Origin of the sequence: Stenotrophomonas sp. LST15-1-1.1 (genome assembly GCF_040815575.1) — a bacterium.
GTDB classification, from domain to species: domain Bacteria; phylum Pseudomonadota; class Gammaproteobacteria; order Xanthomonadales; family Xanthomonadaceae; genus Stenotrophomonas; species Stenotrophomonas lactitubi_B.
Map to the genome: position 1 here is coordinate 1 of NZ_JBFPNJ010000030.1, position 21,235 is coordinate 21,235.

17 protein-coding genes are annotated in these 21,235 nt (G+C 67.5%); 10 read left to right on the forward strand and 7 right to left on the reverse strand.

All coding sequences use genetic code 11. From position 1 onward, the window contains the following. Positions 1-489: 489 nt before the first annotated feature. Positions 490-1,698 (reverse strand): tyrosine--tRNA ligase, encoded by a 1,209-nt coding sequence (tyrS, locus tag MRBLST15_RS14815; RefSeq protein WP_265955572.1) that lies wholly within the window; start codon positions 1,696-1,698, stop codon positions 490-492. Positions 1,699-1,865: 167 nt separating this feature from the next. Here tyrS and MRBLST15_RS14820 point away from each other — a divergent pair, with 167 nt between their 5' ends. Both MRBLST15_RS14820 and MRBLST15_RS14825 read left to right on the forward strand, forming a co-directional pair. Next, positions 1,866-3,335 (forward strand): M23 family metallopeptidase, encoded by a 1,470-nt coding sequence (locus tag MRBLST15_RS14820; RefSeq protein WP_367786505.1) that lies wholly within the window; start codon positions 1,866-1,868, stop codon positions 3,333-3,335. Between the two features lie 64 nt (positions 3,336-3,399). Next, a complete protein-coding gene (locus tag MRBLST15_RS14825) occupies positions 3,400-4,527 on the forward strand; it encodes an anhydro-N-acetylmuramic acid kinase (RefSeq protein ID WP_265955570.1) in 1,128 nt (375 codons plus the stop codon). A gap of 87 nt (positions 4,528-4,614) precedes the next feature. On the opposite strand, the gene MRBLST15_RS14830 is transcribed toward MRBLST15_RS14825, so the two are convergent. The 3 genes from MRBLST15_RS14830 to MRBLST15_RS14840 all read right to left on the reverse strand — a co-directional run bounded on the left by MRBLST15_RS14830 (position 4,615) and on the right by MRBLST15_RS14840 (position 7,024). Next, positions 4,615-4,845: a hypothetical protein gene (locus MRBLST15_RS14830; protein WP_025879428.1), complete on the reverse strand. Its 231-nt coding sequence runs from the start codon at positions 4,843-4,845 to the stop codon at positions 4,615-4,617. Positions 4,846-4,922: 77 nt separating this feature from the next. Then, positions 4,923-6,227 (reverse strand): AmpG family muropeptide MFS transporter, encoded by a 1,305-nt coding sequence (locus MRBLST15_RS14835; RefSeq protein WP_265955568.1) that lies wholly within the window; start codon positions 6,225-6,227, stop codon positions 4,923-4,925. After that, positions 6,224-7,024: an exodeoxyribonuclease III gene (locus tag MRBLST15_RS14840; protein WP_089241327.1), complete on the reverse strand. Its 801-nt coding sequence runs from the start codon at positions 7,022-7,024 to the stop codon at positions 6,224-6,226. Before MRBLST15_RS14840 ends, MRBLST15_RS14835 begins: the two co-directional genes overlap by 4 nt. Positions 7,025-7,187: 163 nt before the next feature. Here MRBLST15_RS14840 and pyrE point away from each other — a divergent pair, with 163 nt between their 5' ends. The 8 genes from pyrE (at position 7,188) to MRBLST15_RS14880 (ending at position 16,676) form a co-directional block, all read left to right on the forward strand. Next, positions 7,188-7,847, forward strand: coding sequence for an orotate phosphoribosyltransferase (pyrE, locus tag MRBLST15_RS14845; protein ID WP_025879424.1), 660 nt, complete (start codon positions 7,188-7,190; stop codon positions 7,845-7,847). 18 nt (positions 7,848-7,865) lie between these two features. Further along, entirely contained in the window at positions 7,866-8,525 is a 660-nt protein-coding gene (locus MRBLST15_RS14850; protein ID WP_312705956.1) for a hypothetical protein, read from the forward strand. Between the two features lie 218 nt (positions 8,526-8,743). Continuing rightward, positions 8,744-8,836, forward strand: a complete 93-nt coding sequence (locus MRBLST15_RS14855; protein ID WP_005407770.1) for a potassium-transporting ATPase subunit F — start codon at positions 8,744-8,746, stop codon at positions 8,834-8,836. A gap of 12 nt (positions 8,837-8,848) precedes the next feature. Then, positions 8,849-10,558 carry a potassium-transporting ATPase subunit KdpA gene (gene kdpA, locus MRBLST15_RS14860; protein WP_165376054.1) on the forward strand — a complete coding sequence of 570 codons (1,710 nt, stop codon included), beginning with the start codon at positions 8,849-8,851 and terminating at the stop codon, positions 10,556-10,558. A gap of 10 nt (positions 10,559-10,568) precedes the next feature. Continuing rightward, positions 10,569-12,629, forward strand: coding sequence for a potassium-transporting ATPase subunit KdpB (gene kdpB, locus MRBLST15_RS14865; RefSeq protein ID WP_367786511.1), 2,061 nt, complete (start codon positions 10,569-10,571; stop codon positions 12,627-12,629). After that, on the forward strand, positions 12,626-13,270 hold the full coding sequence (kdpC, locus tag MRBLST15_RS14870) for a potassium-transporting ATPase subunit KdpC (RefSeq protein WP_367786513.1): 645 nt from the start codon (positions 12,626-12,628) through the stop codon (positions 13,268-13,270). The genes kdpB and kdpC overlap by 4 nt, the downstream gene beginning before the upstream one ends. Positions 13,271-13,321: 51 nt before the next feature. After that, positions 13,322-15,982, forward strand: a complete 2,661-nt coding sequence (locus MRBLST15_RS14875; RefSeq protein ID WP_251477492.1) for a sensor histidine kinase — start codon at positions 13,322-13,324, stop codon at positions 15,980-15,982. Then, positions 15,963-16,676: a response regulator transcription factor gene (locus MRBLST15_RS14880; RefSeq protein WP_265953127.1), complete on the forward strand. Its 714-nt coding sequence runs from the start codon at positions 15,963-15,965 to the stop codon at positions 16,674-16,676. The genes MRBLST15_RS14875 and MRBLST15_RS14880 overlap by 20 nt, the downstream gene beginning before the upstream one ends. A 350-nt stretch (positions 16,677-17,026) precedes the next feature. Here the strand turns inward: MRBLST15_RS14880 and MRBLST15_RS14885 are convergent, their stop codons facing one another. The 3 genes from MRBLST15_RS14885 to coaBC are packed head-to-tail and all read right to left on the reverse strand — an operon-like array spanning position 17,027 to position 21,135. Continuing rightward, complete coding sequence (locus MRBLST15_RS14885) at positions 17,027-19,375, reverse strand: phosphomannomutase/phosphoglucomutase (protein WP_367786515.1); 2,349 nt, start codon at positions 19,373-19,375, stop codon at positions 17,027-17,029. A gap of 12 nt (positions 19,376-19,387) precedes the next feature. Continuing rightward, the gene (gene dut, locus MRBLST15_RS14890) at positions 19,388-19,876 is read right to left on the reverse strand and encodes a dUTP diphosphatase (protein ID WP_265953125.1); all 489 of its coding nucleotides are present in this window, start codon (positions 19,874-19,876) and stop codon (positions 19,388-19,390) included. After that, positions 19,873-21,135 carry a bifunctional phosphopantothenoylcysteine decarboxylase/phosphopantothenate--cysteine ligase CoaBC gene (gene coaBC, locus MRBLST15_RS14895; protein ID WP_367786517.1) on the reverse strand — a complete coding sequence of 421 codons (1,263 nt, stop codon included), beginning with the start codon at positions 21,133-21,135 and terminating at the stop codon, positions 19,873-19,875. The genes dut and coaBC overlap by 4 nt, the downstream gene beginning before the upstream one ends. Positions 21,136-21,235: the final 100 nt, after the last annotated feature.

Consider the following 21,235-nt stretch of genomic DNA (forward strand, 5'->3'; position numbering starts at 1 on the left):
AATGATTCTGGCAACGTATCGCTTGCTTTAAAACAATTAATAGTTGCTTGATCAAACGTCTGCAAGATGGACAATCATCCTTCCTGCAGGCGCCTTCACAAGATACCTGCGCATACTTTCAAAGATCTTGGGAAGTGGCCTCAGCGCCATTCCCGCGTGCTGCGAAGTTTCCTTCGTAGCGAGCCGCCTATTATGCCGGACTTTTCGAGTCCGTCAACACCTTTCGTTCGATCATCTCGTTCGGCGGTGATGGCGTCCCTTGTGCCGCTGAAGCCCCTTGTTGGCGACCCCTGCGACGGGGGAGGGAAAGTATGTCCCTATTCGCGGCCTTTGTGAAGGGGGTGTGGCAACTTTTTTCATCGGATGTTGCATCCGTTCATCCAGAAGGTCCTGGCAGGGACTATTCCGCGGAGAGCAGAAGCAGCCGAGCGTGGGCTCGGCTCTACAAGAGCACAAGGAAGGGCCGGCTGCGCCGGCCCCTGCCTCCGGTCAGGCAGCGACCAGGCGCACGCGTGCGAAGGTGCGCTTGCCGACCTGCAGCAGGCCCTCGAAGCCAGGCTGCAGCACCTGCTGGCCGTCTTCCACCACTTCGCCGTCCACCTTCACCGCACGCTCCTTGAGCTTGCGGTTGGCCTCGGAGTTGCTCGGGGTCAGTCCGGCAGCGGTCAGCAGAGCCGCGATGCGCAGGCCCTCGGCCGGGATCGCCACGTCCTGCAGCGGCAGCTGGGTGATATCGCCCTGCCCCGTGACAGCCGCTTCCCAGCCGGCAATCGCCTGTTCGGCGGCTGCAGCGTCGTGGAAGCGGGTGGCCAGTTCACGGGCCAGGCGCAGCTTCACCACGCGCGGGTTCAGGCCAGCGGCGATCTGCTCGCGCAGAGAGGCCGCTTCGGTCTGGCTGATATCGAAGGACAGCAGCTCGATCCAACGCCACATCAGGGCGTCATCCACCTTCATGGTCTTGGTGACGATGTCGATGGCCGGTTCGCTGATGCCGATGTAGTTGCCCAGCGACTTGGACATCTTGTTGACGCCATCCAGGCCCTCCAGCAACGGCATGGTCAGCACCACCTGCGGCTTCTGGCCGTGGTGCTCCTGCAGGCCACGGCCCATCAGCAGGTTGAACTTCTGGTCGGTACCCCCCAGCTCGACGTCCGCTTCCAGGGCCACCGAGTCGTAGCCCTGCACCAGCGGGTACAGGAATTCGTGGATGGCGATGGACTGCTGGGCGGCGTAGCGCTTGGCGAAGTCGTCGCGCTCGAGCATGCGCGCCACGGTGTGCTGGCCGGCCAGGCGGATCATGTCGGCCGCGCTCATCTTGCCGAACCACTCCGAATTGAAGCGGACCTCGGTGCGGCTGCGGTCCAGCACCTTGAACACCTGCTCTTCATAGGTGCGGGCGTTGGCCAGCACGTCGTCGCGGCTGAGCGGCTTGCGGGTGAGGCTTTTGCCGGAGGGGTCGCCGATCATGCCGGTGAAGTCGCCGATCAGGAAAATGACCTGGTGGCCGAGGTCCTGGAACTGACGCATCTTGTTCAGCAGCACCGTGTGGCCCAGGTGCAGGTCAGGCGCGGTGGGGTCGAAGCCGGCCTTGATGCGCAGCGGACGGCCTTCCTGCAGGCGCGCGCGCAGATCCTCGAGCTTGAGGATCTCGTCGGCACCGCGGCCGATCAGGGCAAGGGCTTCTTCAATCGAGGACACGTGACTACTCCCGGCAACGCCGTTTCTTATGTGGGGTGTTAAAGCGAAGTTAACCCGATCGGCTTCACAAAAGCCAATAGGCACAAGGGTTTGACGCGAATTTGTTAGGTGTCTATGTTACCGGCGTTTGGGCCCGCGTTCCCGGGTCAGCCAGAGACCGACATCTGATGCTCAATTCCGATCAAGGCCGCGCACGCAAGCAGCGCTTCCAGGAACGACTCCACGTCCTGCACGACAACGCCCTGCACCGGAAGCTGAGGCAACACCTCCCCGCTGCGTTCAATGAGCGCTGGACGCGCCGTCATTGGATGCACGCCAGCCTGTTTGTGACCATCGGCGCACTGGTGGCCACGATCGTGCCGGGCTTCTCGCACACCATCGATGCCCCCTACGCCGACAGCCATACCAGCCTGGCACTGCCGTTGCCGCCGCTGGCAATGGCCCGCCAGCAGCAGATCCCCGGCGACAGCTGGCAGGTGCTGCGGGTACAGCGCGGGCAGACCCTGAGCGACCTCTTCGACAAAGCCGGCATCTCCGCGACCACCCTGCACCGGGTGCTGGACCATCCAGGTGCGCGCGAATCGCTGACCAAGCTGCGCCCGGGCGCCGAGATCGCCTTCGACATGCCGCTGTCCGGTGACCTGCGCAGCATCCGCTTCGACCGCGACGCCGACAACCGGGTCGAGTTGAGCCTGAGCGGCGATGACATCAAGGAAACGGTGACCAAGCGCGAGACGTCCACGCGGACGGTGGTCACCAGTGGCGAGATCACCAGCTCGCTGTATGCAGCGGCACGCCGCGCCGGACTGTCGCCATCGGCAATCGCGACGATGACCGACGACATCTTCAAGTACGACATCGACTTCTCCAAGGACCTGCAGCCGGGCGACCGCTTCAGCGTGGTGATGGACGAGACCTGGCGCGAAGGCGAGAAGGTCGATACCAGCAAGATCCTGGCGGCGACCTTCACCACCGGCGGCAAGACCTATTCCGGCTTCCGCTTCGACCGCAACGGCAAGTCCGAGTACTACGACATCAACGGCCGTTCGCTGAAGAAGAGCTTCATCCGCATGCCGATCCCCTTCGCGCGGCTGAGCTCGACCTTCGGCGCGCGCAAGCACCCGGTGCTGGGCAAGATGCGCATGCACAAGGGCGTGGACTACGCCGCGCGCACCGGCACCCCGATCATGGCCGCCGGCGATGCCCGCGTGCAGTTCGCCGGCGTGCAGCGCGGCTACGGCAACGTGGTGATCCTCGACCACGGCCGCGGCCACACCACCCTGTACGGCCACATGTCGCGCTTTGCGAACATCAAGACCGGCCAGCGCGTGGCCCAGGGCACGGTGATCGGCTATGTCGGCTCGACCGGCCTGGCGACCGGCCCGCACCTGCACTACGAATTCCGGGTCAATGGCGAGCACCGCAACCCGCTGACGGTGACCATGCCGCCGCCGGAGCCGCTGAAGGGCGCCGAGCTGGTGGCCTTCCGGGCGCAGACCGCGCCGGCGATGGCCCGCATCCAGGGCATGGAGAAGCTGATCTACGCCGACGCCAGCCCCGCCCCGGCCGCCGAAAGCGCGACCACCGAGGTGGCCAGCGCCAAGGACAAGGCACCGGCAGGCCGCAAGCGCGGCTGAGCCCCGCGTTGACGAAGGAGGACACGGCAGCACAAGCTTGCCGTGTCCTTTTTTTATGCCCGCCATGAACACCACTGCCGATCCGTCCCTTCCCCTCTACCTGGGCCTGATGTCGGGCACCAGCGCTGACGGCATCGATGCCGCGCTGGTGCAGTTCCCGGCCGACGGAGGTTGCCGCTTCGTGCATGGGCTGACCGCCCGCTGGGAGCCGGTGCTGCGGGCGCGGCTGGTAGCGCTCGGCGAGGGCGGCCCACTGCAGTCGCTGGAGGAGCTGGGCGAGCTGGACGCGCGGATTGCGATCAGCTTCGCCGCCACCGCCAACCAGCTGCTGGACGAAGCCGGTGTCGACCGTTCGCAGGTGCGGGCCATCGGCTCGCACGGGCAGACGGTGCGCCATCGACCGCTGGCCGATCCGGCGTTCACCCTGCAGCTGGGTGACGGCAACCGCATCGCCGAACTGACCGGCATCACCACCGTGTGCGATTTCCGCCGCCGCGACGTTGCCGCCGGTGGCCATGGCGCGCCGCTGATGCCGGCTTTCCACCTGGGCATGCTGGGTGCGGCCGATGAGGACCGCGCGGTGCTGAACCTGGGCGGGATCGCCAACCTGACCCTGATTCCGCGCGAAGGCGTCGTGCGTGGCTTCGATACCGGCCCCGCCAACGCGCTGATGGATGCCTGGTGCCAGCGCCACACCGGGCGCAGCTTCGACGCTGACGGTGCCTACGCGGCCAGTGGTGCGGTGGATGACAGCCTGCTGGCCGGCTGGCGTGCAGACCCGTGGTTCGCGCTGCCACCGCCCAAGAGCACCGGGCGCGAGCAGTTCCACCTGCCGTGGGCCGAAGCGCACATGGAGGAAGGCCAGTTTGCTGCCGCCGATGTGCAGGCGACGCTGCTGGAGCTGACCGCGGCGACAGTGGTGGATGCGCTGCTGGCCCAGCAGCCGGACACGCGTAGGGTGCTGGTGTGCGGCGGTGGCGTGCGCAACGCGCAATTGATGCGGCGGCTGGCGGCGCGGCTGCCGGGCGTGGTGGTCGAGTCCACGGCGCTGTACGGGCTGGACCCGGAGTATGTGGAGGCGATGGGGTTTGCCTGGCTGGCGCAGCGGACGATGGACGGGCTGCCGGGCAACCTGCCGAGCGTGACCGGGGCGAAGGGGCCGCGGATTCTCGGGGCGATCCATCTGGCGTGAGGTGACGCCATCCGCCGGGCATGGCCCGGCGCTACCCGTCGGCGGCGCGCGGTAGCGCCGGGCCATGCCCGGCGACACGACATCAGATCAATCGAAGCCTTGGCCTGCGGGAAGCGCCTGCAGTGCGGCGATCGCGTCGGACAGGGCGTCGACTTCGGGATCGCCGAAGCCGGAGCGGACCTCCAGTTCACTGCTGAACAGGCCCTGCTCCAGCAGGACCGCGCAGGTCTGTTCGTGGGTCCAGCCTCGGGCAACCGAGACCCGTTTGATGCGTTCCAGCAGCAGCGGGTCCAGGTCCCGCAGCACTACGTCGGCCATGCTCACTTCCCCGTTCGCAAGGCACCGCCCCCTCGGCGCGTCGGGGCGATCATCCCGCAGTAAGCGCGGACAGGCAATCAGGCGGCGGGCGACGGCCCACGGTCAAGGATGCGTGGCCACAGCCAGGCCAGCAGCAGCATGGTCGGCACCACCGTGACAGCGCTGAGCATGAAGAAGGTGCTGTACGAGGTGGCCTCCACGATGTAACCGGAGACACCGCCGACGAACTTGCCCGGCAGATTGGCCAGCGATACCAGCAGGGCGTACTGGGTCGCGGTGAAGTTGCGATCGGTCAGCGAAGACATGAACGCTACCAGCACCGTACCGGCGAAGCCCTGGAACAGGTTGTCGGCACTGAGCGCAGCGTAGAACGCCCACAACTGCCCCGGATTGTGCGCCATCAGCAGGAAGGCCAGATTCGATAGGGCCACACCCAGCGCGGCGACAAGCAGCATCCGGCGGAAACCGAAGGCGGCCACGGCAATACCGCCGAGGAAGGCGCCGCCAATGCCCATCCACACGCCGAACAGCTTGGAAACTGTAGCGATGTCGGCCTTGTCGAAGCCAGAGTCGAGATAGAAAGGTCCGGCCATCACGCCGATGACCTGGTCGGGAAACTTGAAGAACCCGACGAACGCCAGAAGTGCCAGCGCCAATGCCATGCCGTTGCGGCTGAAGAAGCTGGTGATGGGCTGCACGAACGCTTCGGCAATGTCGATGCGGCGCTGGACGGCGTTGACCGGACGCTCGGGCTCGCGGCAGAACAGGGTGGTGATGATCGGCACGATCATCAGGGCGGCCATGGCCAGGTAGGCAATGATCCAGCCTTCGAACTGCGCGAGATACAACGCGCCGGCACCCGCCAGGATCAGACCGATGCGATAGCCCAGCGTGTACGTGGCGGCCAGAGCGGCCTGCGCGGTCTGCGGCGCGATCTCGATGCGGTAGGCGTCGACCACCGAATCCTGGGTGGCGCCCGCAAACGACGCCACCAGTACCCAGGCCACCAGCGGCCACACGCCCTGCTCCGGCCGCACGAACGCCAGTGCAACCAGGCCCACCAGCACGAGGATCTGCGAGACCAGCAGCCACGAGCGGCGGCGGCCGAGGAAACCCAGCAACGGAAACGCGTAGCGATCCAGCAGGGGCGCCCAGACGAATTTGAGCAGGTAGAAGAAGCTGGCCAGGCTGATCAGGCCGATGCTGCCCAGATCGAGGCCGACATCGCGCAGGCGGGTGGACAGGGTCTGCGAGGCGATCAGCAGGAACGGCAGGCCGCTGCCGAAGCCCAGCAGGGCCATGGTCAGCGCCGAGGGCGTGCCGAACGCACGCTTGATGCCGGCCCAGCCCTTGTAGCCCGCCGGCTTGGCAGCCTCGGTCACAGGTCGTAGTCCACGATGAACGGTGCGTGGTCGGAGAAGCGCTGGTCGCGGTAGATCGAGCAGCTGCGCAGGCGGTCACGCAGGCCCGGGGTGATGAACTGGTAGTCGATGCGCCAACCCACGTTGTTGGCGCGGGCGGCGCCACGGTTGCTCCACCAGGTGTAGTCCTCACCGGTCGGATTGAGCAGGCGGTAAGCGTCGGCCCAGCCGCGACCGGTGGCCACGTCGGTGGCCTGGCCGTGGTCGGCGCACAGGGCATTGAGCCAGTCGCGCTCCTCGGGCAGGCAGCCGGAGTTCTTCTGGTTGGACTTCCAGTTCTTGATGTCCAGCGCCGAGCGGACGATGTTCCAGTCGCCACACAGCACATAGTCGCGGCCGCTGCGCGCCCACTCTTCGAGGATCGGCCGCAGCCACTCCATCACTTCGAACTTGAAGCCCTGGCGCAGGTCACCCGAGCTGCCGGACGGAATATAGAAGGAGACCACGCTGAGGTTGCCGAAGCGCGCCTCGATGTAGCGGCCTTCGTCGTCGAACGGGGCCCAGCCCAGCGAGGTGATGACCTGGTCCGGTTCGCGCTTGCTGTAGATCGCCACGCCGCTGTAGCCCTTCTTGGTGATGGCATCGCGGTAGAAGCAATGGTGGCCGTCCGGGCGGAACATCGGGTCGGTCAGCTGGTCTTCCTGGGCCTTGGTCTCCTGGATGCAAAGGACGTCGGCATCCTGGCCACGGAACCAGTCGAGGAAGCCCTTGGTCGCGGCCGAGCGGATGCCATTGGCATTGAAACTGATGATGCGCATGCGGAAGAACCTACGGCGGGAAACCGGGCAAGCATACCGGTTGCCTGCCGGGCTGAGCAGCCCGCGGGGGCAGCTCTGGACACCCGCGTGAAGGGGCAGGACGAGCGCAGAAAGCCCAGCTGGATTAGGATTTGCGCTCCAAATGAAGATGAATCGAGTTTTGATGAGCGACCACCGTCACCGTTTCCTGCAGCTGGCCCTGACCGCCGATGCCCTGCGCTTCGGCCAGTTCACCCTCAAGTCCGGCCGGCTGAGCCCCTATTTCTTCAACGCCGGCCGTTTCGACTCCGGCTCCCTGCTGTCGCAGCTGGGCGCGTGCTATTCCGACGCCATCGACGCCACCGGGATCAAGTACGACGTGGTGTTCGGCCCGGCCTACAAGGGCATTCCGCTGGCCACCGCAATGGCCTGCGAGCTGGCCCAGCGTGGCCGCGACCTGCCGTTGTCGTTCAACCGCAAGGAAGTGAAGGACCATGGTGAAGGCGGCCAGCTGATCGGCGCCGACATGACCGGCAAGCGCGTGCTGATCGTCGACGACGTGATCACCGCTGGCACCGCGATCCGCGAGGCGCTGGCGATCATCCGCGCTGCGGGCGGCATTCCGGCCGGCATCGTGGTGGCCCTGGACCGCCAGGAGATCGCCTCGGACAGCGACCATCGCTCCGCCGCTCAGGCCGTGGCCGAAGAAGCCGGCATCCCGGTGATCGCCGTGGCGACACTGGCCGACCTGCTTGATTTCGCGTCCGGAAATCCGGAACTTGTAGGCTACCGGCAGCCGCTGGAGGCCTATCGCGCCCAGTACGGCGTCCGTTCCACGCGCTGACCATCAGGGGAAGGTCGCATGTTCCGAGTTCCTGCCATCGTTGCTGCGAGCCTGCTGCTGGTGATGCCGCAGACGCTGCTGGCACAGTCCGGCGGCAAGGCCGCAGACAAGAAGCTGTACTGCTGGAACGAGGGCAAGGAGCGGATCTGCAGCGATGCGCTGCCGGCCGATGCGGTCAACCACGCCCGTGATGAGTTCAGCGCCAACAGCGGCCTGCGCAACGCGCAGGTGCAGCGCGCGTTGAGCGATGAGGAACGCGCTGCCGCCAGCACGGCGGCGGCGCAGGTCCAGCTGGACCAGATGGCCGAGCAGACCCGGCAACGCACCGAACAGGCGATGCTGACCACCTACGGTGATGAGAACGCGCTGCGGCGCGTGTTCGCCGAGCGCCAGGAGGTGCTCGACAACAACCTCAAGACCGCCCAGTACAACGTGGCCAGCCTGCGCGATTCGCTGGTGGCCCTGCTTGCTGCCGCCGGTGACCGCGAACTGGCCGGCGGCAAGGTGGCCGACAAGCAGGCCCAGGCGATCAGCCAGCGCCATGCGCAGCTGCAGTCGCAGCAGCGCCTGCTGGCCAGCTTCGAGCAGCAGCAGCAGGCATTGAAGGTCGAGATCGAGAGCAGCCTGCAGCGCTATCGGCAGCTGAAGGGATTGGCGCCGGCGAGCCAAGCCCCGTGATTGCCGGTAGAGCCGAGCCCACGCTCGGCTCCGCTTGACCTCGGGAAAGAGCAGCCGAGCGTAGGCTCGGCTCTACAGCAGGCGGGGCTGGTTACGGGTTGGCCCACGGAATTTATGCACTCTTTACGCGTCGGCCCGGTCCGGCGCGTAGTGCGTTTATGGGGGCGGGGACGACGATGACGGCCTGAGGTGGAGGGGTTCCACCAGGTCTCAATTCCATGTCCCCCTGGCTGTCGTTGCTGTGTGGCGTGCTGGTGCTGGTTGCCGCCGCCTATCTTCTTTATGTCGTGCTGCGGCCCGAGTCGTTCTGAGCGGAGCCTGCCATGACTGAAATTCTTGCCATTCTTGCCGCCAGCCTGCTGCTGGCCTGGCCCTTGGGCCTGTACCTCGCCCGGGTGATGCGCGGCACGCCGATGAAGGTCGACGTGCTGTTCCACTGGATTGAAAAGCCGCTGTACAAGGTGCTCGGCGTTGATCCTTCACGTTCGATGTCCTGGCGGGGCTACGTGCTGGCATTCGTGCTCAGCAACGTGGTGATCGCGGTGCTGACCCAGGCCGTGTTCATGACCCAAGCGTGGTTGCCGTTGAATCCGGACCAGATCCCGAACATGCGCTGGGACACGGCGCTGCACACGATGATCTCGTTCCTGACCAACACCAACCAGCAGCACTACTCCGGCCAGGCACAGCTGTCCTACTTCTCGCAGATGACCGGCATCACCGGCCTGCAGGTGGTGACGCCGATGATGGGCCTGGCGCTGGCCGTGGCGACGCTGCGGGCGTTGTTCTCGCGTGCGCCGAAATCGGTCACCGCTCCCGTTGCGGGCGATGACCGCCAGGTGGCGGTGGGCAATTACTACACGGACGTCGTGCGCTTGTGCGTGCGCTTCCTGTTGCCGCTGTGCCTGGTGTGGACGCTGCTGCTGACCAGCCAGGGCGTGCCCTCCACGATGGCCGGTGGCCCGCAGGCCACGCCGATCGACGCCAGTGCCGGCATGGCGCAGCAGAAGCTGCCGCTGGGTCCGGTTGCGGCGATGGTCGCGGCCAAGCAGCTGGGCGCCAATGGTGGCGGCTGGTATGGCCCGAACAGCAGCTTCCCGCTGGAGAACCCGACCCCGGTGTCGAACATGCTGGAAGTGATCGGCATCCTGCTGGTGCCGATGGCGGTGATCTTCATGATCGGTGCGTTCACCGGGCGCCGTCGTTTCGGCGCGCTGGTGTTCAGCTGCATGCTCGGCATGTCGCTGCTGTCCACCGGCGCGATGGTGTGGAGCGAGGGCCATAGCGCCAGCGCGGCCACGCCGCTGCTGATGGAAGGCAAGGAAGTGCGCTTCGGCGCCGATGGCACCGCGCTGTGGGCGGCGGTGACCACCCAGGTCTCCAACGGTTCGGTCAACGGCATGCACGATTCGCTGAGCCCGCTGTCTGGCGGCCTGGCGATGGTCAACATGCTGGTCAGCGCGATCTGGGGCGGCATCGGCTGCGGCCTGCAGCAGTTCATCGTGTACCTGCTGCTGGGCGTGTTCCTGGCCGGACTGATGACCGGCCGTACGCCGGAACTGTTCGGCCGCAAGCTGGAAACACCGCAGGTGCGCCTGCTGGCCCTGCTGGTGCTGCTGCAGCCGATCACCCTGCTGCTGTTCACCGCGATCACGCTGGCCGTGCCCGGGCTGGCCGGTACGTCCAACCCCGGCTTCCACGGCATCAGCCAGGTGTTCTACGAGTATGTCTCGGCTTACGCCAACAACGGCTCGGGCTTCGAGGGCCTGGGGGACGCCACGCCATGGTGGAACCTGAGCTGCTCGCTGGTGCTGCTGCTGGGCCGGTTCCCGCTGCTGATCATCCCGCTGGTGGTGGCCGCGCAGCTGGCCGCCAAGCGGCAGGCGCCTGAATCGGCTGGCAGCCTGCAGATCGAAACTCCGACGTTCGCCCTGACCCTGGTCTCGGTGATCGTCATCCTGACCGTGCTGCAGTTCATGCCGGCGCTGGTACTCGGCCCGATCGCCGACCACCTGAGCCTGGGACTGCACTGAGGACACCCCCATGAGTAGTCACGCAACCGCAAACCGTTCCTCCTCCGTGGCGTCCCGCCCGGCCCTGCTCGATGCCGCCGGCCTGCGCCGCGCGCTCATCGAGGCCGTACGCAAGCTTTCGCCGATGCACCTGGTGCGCAGCCCGGTGATGGCGGTGGTGATGGCCGGCACGATCGTCGCCGCGATCATCACCCTGACCGGTAACGCGCCACTGGGCTTCGGCCTGGCGGTGACGGCGATCCTGCTGGTCACCGTGCTGTTCGGCAATTTCGCCGAGGCCGTGGCCGAGGCACGTGGCCGTGGTCAGGCCGCCTCGCTGCGCCGCGCCCGCCAGGACCTGGTGGCGCGCCGTCTGGCGTCGGCGCAGGCCGGTGCCAGCGAAACCCAGGTGCCGGCCGCCGAGCTGCGCCCCGGTGACAACGTGATCGTCAGTGCCGGCGAGCTGGTGCCGGCCGACGGCGAGATCGTGCAAGGCCTGGCCACCATCAACGAAGCGGCGGTGACCGGCGAGTCGGCACCGGTGCTGCGCGAGGCGGGTACGGATCGCTCCGGCGTGATCGGCGGCACCAAGGTGCTGTCCGACCAGATCGTCGTGCGCATCACCGCCGAGCCGGGGCACAGCTTCCTGGACCGGATGATCGCGCTGGTAGAAGGCGCCAACCGCCAGAAGACGCCGAATGAAATCGCGCTGACCCTGCTGCTGGCAGCGATGACGCTGACCTTCCTGGTGGTGGTGGCGACGCTGCCGGCGATCGGCGCTTCGGTGGGCGTCAAGGTCGATCCGCTGCTGCTGATCGCGCTGCTGGTGTGCCTGATTCCGACCACCATCGGTGGCCTGCTGCCGGCCATCGGCATCGCCGGCATGAACCGCGCGCTGGCCGCCAATGTGCTGGCCAAGTCGGGCAAGGCGGTGGAAGTGGCCGGTGACGTCGACGTGCTGCTGCTCGACAAGACCGGCACCATCACCTACGGCGACCGCCAGGCCAGCCACTTCCATGCACTGGCCGGGATCGACGCCGACCAGCTGCGTGAGGCGGCGCTGCTCTCTTCGCTGGCCGACCCGACCCCGGAAGGCAAGTCGATCGTGCGCCTGGCCCGCGAACAGGGCTGCACCACCGCCGAGCCGGACCAGGCCGACTACCTGGCCTTCAGTGCGCAGACCCGCATGTCCGGTGTCGACCTGATGCACGGCCGGCAGATCCGCAAGGGCGCTGCCGATGCGATCCGCGCCCATGTGCAGGCGCTCGGCGGCACCGTACCGGCCGAACTGGCCGGTCGCGTGGATCAGGTCGCACGCAACGGTGCTACGCCGCTGGTGGTGGCCGAGGGTCGCCATGTGCTGGGCGTGATCGAGCTGTCCGACGTGGTCAAGCACGGCATGCGCGAGAAGTTCGCGCAGCTGCGGGCGATGGGCATCCGCACGGTGATGATCACCGGTGACAACCCGCTGACGGCCGCCGCGATCGCTGCCGAAGCCGGTGTGGACGACTACATCGCCGAGGCGCGGCCCGAGGACAAGCTGGCACGTATCCGTGCCGAGCAGGCCGGTGGCCGCCTGGTGGCGATGGTCGGCGACGGTACCAACGATGCGCCGGCGCTGGCCCAGGCCGACATCGGCCTGGCGATGAACTCGGGCACGCAGGCGGCCAAGGAGGCCGGCAACATGGTGGATCTGGATTCGGATCCGGCCAAGCTGCTGGCGGTGGTGGAGGTGGGAAAGCAGCAGTTGATCACCCGCGGCGCGCTGACCACGTTCTCGCTGGCCAACGATGTGTCCAAGTACTTCGCGATCCTGCCGGCGCTGTTTGCCGCCACCGTGCCTGCGATGGCCGCGTTGAACGTGATGCAGCTGTCGAGCCCGCGCAATGCTGTGCTGGCGGCGCTGATCTTCAATGCCCTGGTGATTCCGGCCCTGATCCCGCTGGCGCTGCGCGGTGTGCGCTTCCGCCCGGCCACCGCAACGGCGCTGCTGCGCCGGAACATGCTGGTGTACGGCCTGGGTGGCGTGCTGCTGCCGTTCGCGGCGATCAAGTTGATCGACCTTCTTCTTGTCCTGGTATTCGGCGCATGAACCGTTCTGACTCCCCTTCCCTTTCCCGCGAACTGAAAAGCGAGGCGCGCGTGGCCACGCTGCAGGATGGCGCCAGCTGGCGTCCGGCCATCGGCCTGGGCGTGGCTACCCTGCTGCTGGCCGGTGCGGTCTACGCCGGCATCGCCACCGGCTTCGCCGGCCTGTCGTTCCCGGCGCAGGCCGAAGGCAGCCTGCTGCGCGATGGCAGCGGCCAGGTGCGTGCTTCGGCATGGCTGTCGCAGCCGTTCACCGGCGATGGCTACTTCCAGGCACGACCGTCGGCGGCCAACTACGACCCGATGGCGGCGGCCGGTTCCAACCTGGCTCGCAGCAACCCGGCGCTGGCCGAACGCGTGGCAGCGAGTACTGCGGCAGTGGCCGCGCGCGAAGGCGTAGCGCCTGCGCAGGTTCCTGCCGATCTGGTCACCCAGTCCGGCGGCGGCCTCGATCCGCAGCTGTCGCCGGCGGCAGCACAGCTGCAGGTGGCACGCGTGGCGCATGCACGAGGCCTGCCGGTGGAGCGCGTGCAGGCGCTGGTGAAGGCCAACACGCAAGGGCGGCAATGGGGCGTGTTCGGCCAGCCACGGGTGAACGTGGTGACGCTGAACTTCGCCCTGGACCACGCGGAACGCGCACCGTGATGCAGGCCTGCACCCGCTGCGCGCACAATGGCGGCCATGACAGCGGCTCCCATGACTGACCTGCGGACCCGCCAGGCCAACGCCCTGGTGGAAGGACTGCAACGCGAAGCCGGTGGCAAGCTCACCGTGTTCCTCGGCGCTGCGCCCGGCGTCGGCAAGACCTACACCATGCTGACCCGTGCGCAGGAACAGCTGCGCCGTGGCGTGGACCTGGTGGTCGGGCTGGTGGAGACCCACGGCCGTGCCGATACCCAGGCGTTGCTGGAAGGCCTGCCACGGCTGCCGCTGAAGGACGTCGCCTATCATGGCCACGACCTGCAGGAGATGGACCTGGACGCCGTGCTGGCACGCAGGCCGGCGCTGGTGCTGGTGGACGAGCTGGCCCACCGCAATGCGCCGGGCAGCCGTCATGAACGGCGCTGGCAGGACGTGATGGAACTGCTGGACGCCGGCATCGACGTCTGGACCACGGTCAACATCCAGCATCTGGAAAGCCTCAACGATGTGGTGATGCGCATCACCGGCGTACGCGTCAGCGAGACCGTGCCCGACGGCGTGCTCGACCGCCTGCACGACATCGTGCTGGTGGATCTGCCGCCGCGCGAACTGATCGCGCGCCTGCAGCAGGGCAAGGTGTACGTGCCCGAGCAGGCCGCGCAGGCACTGCAGGCGTTTTTCTCGCCGGCCAACCTGACCGCATTGCGGGAACTGGCCATGCAGGAGGCCGCCGACCGTGTTGACAGCAGCCTGCGCGAAGCGCGCGCCGCGCGCGGTGAGAGCAATCTGCCGCTGCGTCGCGGCGTGCTGGTAGCGATCGATGGCGGCGGCCAGAGTGAATATCTGGTGCGGGTGGCGCGCCGCATCGCCGAACGCCGCGATGCACCGTGGACGGTGGTGACGGTGCAGGGACGCCGCCAGGACGAAGCAACCCGGCGCGAGATCGATGCGGCGTTTGCGCTGGCCCGCCGCCTGGGTGGCGAAGCCGAGCTGCTGCACGGCTCAAGCATCGCCGACGCATTGCTCGATCATGCCGCGCACAACGGCGTATCGACTCTGGTGCTGGGCCGCACCCGCGAACGACCGCTGGCGCGGATGTTCAACCGCACCCTGACCCAGCAGCTGATCCAGCGCGGCGCGCACTACGAGATCACCATCATCAGCACGCCGCAGGCGCGTGCGCGTTCCCGTCGGGAGGGGCTGCTGCCACCGATGCGTGGGATCAGCCACGAACCATTGCAGGCGCTGTTGGCTACTGCGCTGGCCTGCCTGGTGGCGTGGCTGGCCGAACGCTGGGTGGGCATGGCCGATCTGTCGATGGTGTTCATCGTGGCCGTGGTGCTGGTAGCCGCGCGCACCCGCGCCAGCGTCGCGGTGATGGCGGCGATCCTGTGTTTCCTCGCCTACAACTTCCTGTTCATCGCGCCGCGCTTCACCTTCGCCATCGGCGCCCGGCAGGGCGTGATCACCGTGTTCCTGTTCCTGGCGGCTGCCTTGGTGGCCGGGCGTCTGGCGTCGCGCCTGCGCATGCAGGTGATCGCCCTGCGCGCGGCCAACCGCCATGCACGCGCGCGTCAGCAGCTGGGCCGGCAACTGGCCAGTGCGGCCGGCAACGGCGAAGTCGCACAGGCCGGCCGGCATGCGCTGGAACAGGCCATGGATGTGCCCGCCTGGCTGCGGATCGGCGCCGATATCGCGGCCGGTGGCCGTCACCTGCCCGGTGATACCGATCTGGCGGCGGCCGATTGGGCCCTGCGCCACGGACAGCCCAGTGGTCGTTTCACCGATACCCTCGCTGGCGCGCAATGGTGGTTCCTGCCGCTGCTGGACGGCGAAGACCGTGCGATCGGCGTAGCCGGCCTGTACCTGCCGGGCGCGCAGGCGCGGCTGCTGCCCGAGCAGCGCCAGCTGGCCGAAGCGATGGTCGATGACATCGCCCAGGCCGCGTTGCGCACGCGCCTGGTCGCCGAGCTGGAACAGGCGCACGTCAGCAACGAGACCGAACGGCTGCGCTCTGCCCTGCTCTCTTCGGTGTCGCACGACCTGCGTTCGCCGCTGGCGGCGATGATCGGCTCGGCCGACAGCCTGGCCAGCTACGGTGCGGCGATGGATCTGGCCGACCGCCGCGCCTTGCTGGACACCATCCTGGTCGAAGGCGAGCGCTTGGACCGCTACATCCAGAACCTGCTGGACATGACCCGGTTGGGCCACGAGGGCCTGAAGATCAACCGCGACTGGATAGGCGTGGATGAGCTGATTGGCTCTGCCGCCCGCCGCCTGCAGCGCTACCAGCCAAAGGTACGACTGGAGCTGGATATCCCGGCGACGCTGGCACCGATCTGGGTGCATCCGGCACTGGTCGAGCAGGCGGTGTTCAATGTGATGGAGAACGCTGCCAAATTCTCGCCAGCCGATGCCGCCGTGCAGGTGCTGGCGCGCGAACTGGACGGTCAGCTGCGCATCGACGTGATCGATGCCGGCCCCGGCATTCCCGACGACGAGCGCGCGCGCATCTTCGACATGTTCTACAGCGTCGAACGCGGCGACCGCGGCCGGCACGGCACCGGCCTCGGCCTGACCATCTGCCAGGGCATGATCGGCGCACACGGGGGCAGCGTGCAGGCGCTGCCCGGGCGCGACGGTCGCGGTACCCTGATCCGCATCACCCTGCCCCTGCTCAAGCCAGCCTCCCACGATGAGTCCGACCCCGACTGATGCCAGCGCGCCGGCCCCGCGCGTGCTGGTGATCGACGATGAAACCCAGATCCGCCGGTTCCTGGACATCAGCCTGCGCGCGCAGGGCTACCAGGTGCGCCAGGCCGCGACCGGCCAGGAAGGCCTGCAGATGGCCGCCAGCGAGGACATGGATCTGGTGATCCTGGACATCGGCCTGCCGGACATGGAAGGCCATGAGGTGCTGGAGCAGCTGCGGCAGTGGAGCCAGGTGCCGGTGATCATGCTGACCGTGCGTGCCGGCGAAACCGAGAAGGTGCGTGCACTGGACAACGGCGCCAACGACTACGTGACCAAACCCTTCGGTACCCAGGAGCTGATGGCGCGGGTACGGGCGCTGCTGCGCACACGCAGCGTACCGACCGATGGCACGCCGCCGCTGTTCGACGATGGCCACCTGCACGTGGACCTGGTGCGCCGCGAAGTGGCGATCGACGGCGAGCTGGTGGCGTTGACCCGCAAGGAGTACGCGCTGCTGTCGCTGCTGCTGCGCAATGCCGGGCGGGTGGTGACGCAACCGCAGATCCTGCAGGAAATCTGGGGACCCACCCACCAGCACGACACCCACTACCTGCGCATCCTGGTTGGCAAGCTGCGGCACAAGCTGGGCGACTCGGCGCTGGATTCACGCTACCTGTTCACCGAACCGGGCGTGGGGTTGCGGTTCAAGGGGTGAGGCGTGCCGACCAACGGTCGGCACCCACCAGACACGTAGATCCACGCCATGCGTGGATGGACATCCATTGAAGCGCATCCACGCATGGCGTGGATCTACTGTGTCGACCAAGGTCGACACCTACCAACAGCAGCACAGAACGCTGTTCCGACAGATCGCGGAAATCTGTCGAAGGCGGGGTGGGTCCGGTTGCGGGGGTGTCCGCGGCATGGATGCCGCGGCCAAGCCCCCATGGATGGGTTCACGGCGTCCCCCGCAACCGGACACACCCCGCCATCCCACGAAATGCACGCTGTTGCTCCGGCTGTTGCCTTGGATTCGGCGGGTGCCGGGCGCAGCCCGGCGGCACCTCAGAAGCCCAGCGGGGTGTCGCCCAGCACCGGCTGCAGCTGGCTGCGGAACAGCGCCTGGATGCGCTCCAGTGCCGCTTCATCGTTGCCTTCGAAACGCAGCACCAGCACCGGCGTGGTGTTGGACGCGCGCACCAGGCCCCAGCCGTCGGCGAAGTCCACCCGCAGGCCGTCGATGGTCGACAGGCGACCGCCGACATACGGGTTGTCCGGTGACTGCGCAGCAGCCACCAGCATCGCCACCAACGCATGCGGGGTTCCCTCGGCCACCGGCACCTTCAGCTCCGGCGTCGCCACCATTTCCGGCAGTTCGGCCAGCACCTCGTCAGGTGCTTCTTCGCGCTGGGCCAGTATCTCCAGCAGGCGCGCGGCGGCGTACAGGCCATCGTCGAAGCCGAACCAGCGTTCCTTGAAGAAGAAGTGGCCGCTCATCTCGCCCGCCAGTTCGGCGTCGGTCTCGCGCATCTTCGCCTTCATCAACGAGTGCCCGGTCTTCCACATCAACGGGCTGCCGCCATTGCGCAGCACGTGATCGGACAACTTGCCGGTGCACTTCACGTCGTAGATCACCATCGCGCCCGGATTGCGCATCAGCACGTCGGCGGCGAACAGCATCAACAGACGGTCGGCGTAGATGATCTTGCCTTCGCCCGTGACCACGCCGAGGCGATCGCCATCACCATCGAACGCAACGCCGAGATCGGCGCCGAAGCGCTTGACCGTCTGCACCAGGTCTTCCAGGTTGGCCGGCTCGCTGGGATCGGGGTGATGGTTGGGGAAGGTGCCGTCGACATCGCAGTACAACGGGATGACTTCGGCGCCGATCGCTTCCAGCAGCTGCGGCGCGAAGGCACCGGCCACGCCATTGCCCGCGTCGGCGACCACCTTCAACGGGCGATCCAGCTGCACGTCATCGGCAATACGCTGGATGTAGTCTGCGGCGACCTCGCGCTGCTGGTAGTCACCCGGTTCCGCGGCCTGGACCAGACGGCCTTCGACAATGCGCTGGTACAGGTCGGTGATCGCGTCGCCGGACAAGGTCTCACCGCCGATGACGATCTTGAAACCGTTGTAGTCCGGCGGATTGTGGCTGCCGGTGACCGCTACACAGGTTCCCGTGCGCAGATGGAAGGCCGCGAAATACACGACCGGGGTCGGAGCCAGGCCGATATCGATCACCGCACAGCCGGCTCGCCGCAGGCCTTCGGCAAGACCGGCCGACAGTTCCGGACCGGACAGGCGCCCGTCGCGACCGATCACCACCTCGCGCAGACCCTGCTCAAGGGCGACGGTGCCGATGGCCTGGCCGATCAGCGCGGCGGTGCGCGGCGTCAGTTCGCTGCCGACCACGCCGCGGATGTCATAGGCGCGGAAAATGCCCGCAGCCAGTTCCTCGGCGGGAACCGGTGGCGGCGGAGGCGGCGCAGCCTCTGCCACCGCCTCGCCGGGTACCGTTGGCGGGACCATCTGCAGGCTTTCACGCAGGGTCGGGCCATGATCGGCGTCAGCCACTGCACTGCGCCGGCTCGGCAGCGGCAGCGACTTCGGCAGCCGGCCACGGCCTACCACCAGCAGTACCGCGATGAAGGCCAGCAGCAGGGCAACAATCGCGCTTGCCAGGGCTCCCAACCCCAGCGGACCGGGTTCCACGTTCGGCACCCCGGCGGCCAGTCGCAGCGGGGTTCCAGCCACTGGACGCGCCATTGCTTCGGCGCTCTCGGACAGGCCGCTATCGCCCTGCACCACGATGTTGTGCGTTCCCTGGCGCAGCGCCAGGAAGCCGTTGCCGGGGGCCCGCACCTGGTCCAGTGGCGCGGTCAACCGCAGCAGCGGCTGGCGCACATACACCACCGCCGGTCCGACACCGGCCAGCTGTACCGGCGCGGCCAGACCCAGGCGGTTGCCGCCGCCATCGCGGACCACGCGCAGGGATGCCTTGCCGTCGGCCAGCGCCGATTCCAGCAGGGCCAGGCGTGCGTAGCCAAAGGTGGCCGCATCGGCATAGCCCGCAGCCAGGTCAGCGCCCAGCACCTCCACCTGTTCGACGCCGGTCCAGCTTTCCCGCAGCGCCAGCGCAGCGCCGGCGGCATCACCGGCCTGCAGCGCCTGCTGGACGCGGTCGCCCTTCAACTGCTGCTGCAGCTGCTGCAACTGGCCGGCGGCAGCCTGCTGCAGCCCTTGCACGGCCTGGTCGCGCGCCTGTTCCAGCGCGTCCCCGCTGGCCACCTGCCGCCACTGTTGTACCGCGCTCCAGCCGAACCACGCGGCCAGCAGCACCAGCAGCACGCCCAGCAATGGCGCGCTCCGTCCCAACGACTTTCCCCGCTGTGCTTCCCCGATGCCGCTCATCGATGTCCCCTGTCAACGCACCCCGGTATGGCCGAATCCACCCGTTCCCCGCACGCTGTCGGTGAAAGTATCCACCACCTGCAGGCTGACGCGGGCAATCGGCACGACCACCAGCTGGGCAATGCGATCGCCCGGCTCGATGGTGAAGGCCTCGCGGCCACGGTTCCAGACACTGATCAGCAGCGGCCCCTGGTAATCGGCGTCGATCAGGCCGGTGCCGTTGCCGAGCACGATGCCATGCCGATGGCCCAGGCCCGAACGCGGCAGGATCACTGCACACAGGTTCGGATCGGCGATATGGATGGCCAGGCCGCTGGGGACCAGTGCGGTATCGCCCGGCTGCAGGGTCAGCGCGGTTTCCAGCGCCGCGCGCAGGTCCATGCCGGCGCTGGCTTCGGTGGCATAGGCCGGCAGCGGCCAGCTGTCGCCGAAGCGCGGGTCGAGCAGCTTGACCTGCAACGGTTGCGGGGAAAATCCGGGGGTGTTGCCTGCCTGGGTCATGCCTGAAGCCTCCGCGCGATCAGCGCCAGCAGTTGTTCGGCCAGCTCACGCTTGGAAGTAGCCGGGAATACCTGTTCGCCATCCTGCCAGAAGGCCGTGGCGGCATTGTTGTCGCTTTCGAAACCGCCGCCGCTGATGCCCACCTGGTTGGCGATCACCAGGTCCAGGCGCTTGTCGACCAGCTTGCCGCGCGCATATTTCTCCACGTCGTGGGTCTCGGCGGCAAAGCCGACCACCAGCTTCAACGACTGCGTCTGCGCGGCAACCTCGGCCAGGATGTCCGGGGTGCGCACCAGCTCGATCACCAGCGACTGGCTGTCGGCGGTCTTCTTCAGCTTCTGTGCGGCGACCTGGCGCGGGGTGTAATCGGAAACGGCGGCAGCACCGATGTAGATGTCGGCCGGCAGCGCATTCAGTACCGCCTCGCGCATCTGCGCGGCGGAGCGCACATCGATGCGCTGCACGCCGGGCGGCGTCGGCAGCTGCACCGGGCCGCTGACCAGCACCACCTGGGCACCCAGCCCGGCGGCAGCGGCGGCCAGCGCGTAACCCATCTTGCCGCTGCTGCGGTTGCCCACATAACGCACCGGATCGATGTCTTCATAGGTCGGGCCGGCGCTGATCAGCAGGCGCAGGCCCTGCAGCGCAAGCGTTTCCGGCGCCGCAGCGACGGCGGCGGCAGTGCCGTTGGCGGCCAGCGCAGCGACGATGTCGCCCGGCTCAGCCAAACGGCCGGGGCCGGACTCACCTTCGGCCAACGGCCCATCGACCGGACCGATCACCTGCGCGCCACGCTGGCGCAGCAGGGCGATATTGGCCTGGGTAGCCGGATGCAGCCACATGCGATGGTTCATCGCCGGGCACACGGTCAGCGGCGCGGTGCTGGCCAGGCACAGGGTGCTGACCAGGTCGTCGGCCTGGCCCTGGGCCAGGCGTGCCAGCAGGTCGGCGGTGCCCGGCGCGATCACGATGCGATCGGCCCAGCGTGCCAGTTCAATGTGGCCCATGGCCTGCTCTGCGGCGCTGTCCCACAACGTAGTGCGGGTCGGCTGGCCGGAAAGGGCCTGGAAGCTCAGTGGTGTGACGAACTGCTGGGCGCCGGCCGTCATCGCCACCTGCACCAGCGCGCCGGCGTCGCGCAGCCGTCGAACCAGTTCCAGGGCCTTGTAGGCCGCGATCCCGCCGCCGACACACAAGAGCAGTTTCTGGCCTTCCAGCGCGCGGATCCGCGTCGGGGAAGCGTTGGGAGAATCAGCCACCTGGAATTCCTGTGCAAACGAGGGCGTTAGCTTACCCGAAGGCCAGCAACGTCCCGGTACACGCAGCACATAGCGGGCGGCTATCAGCACATGGACGGTC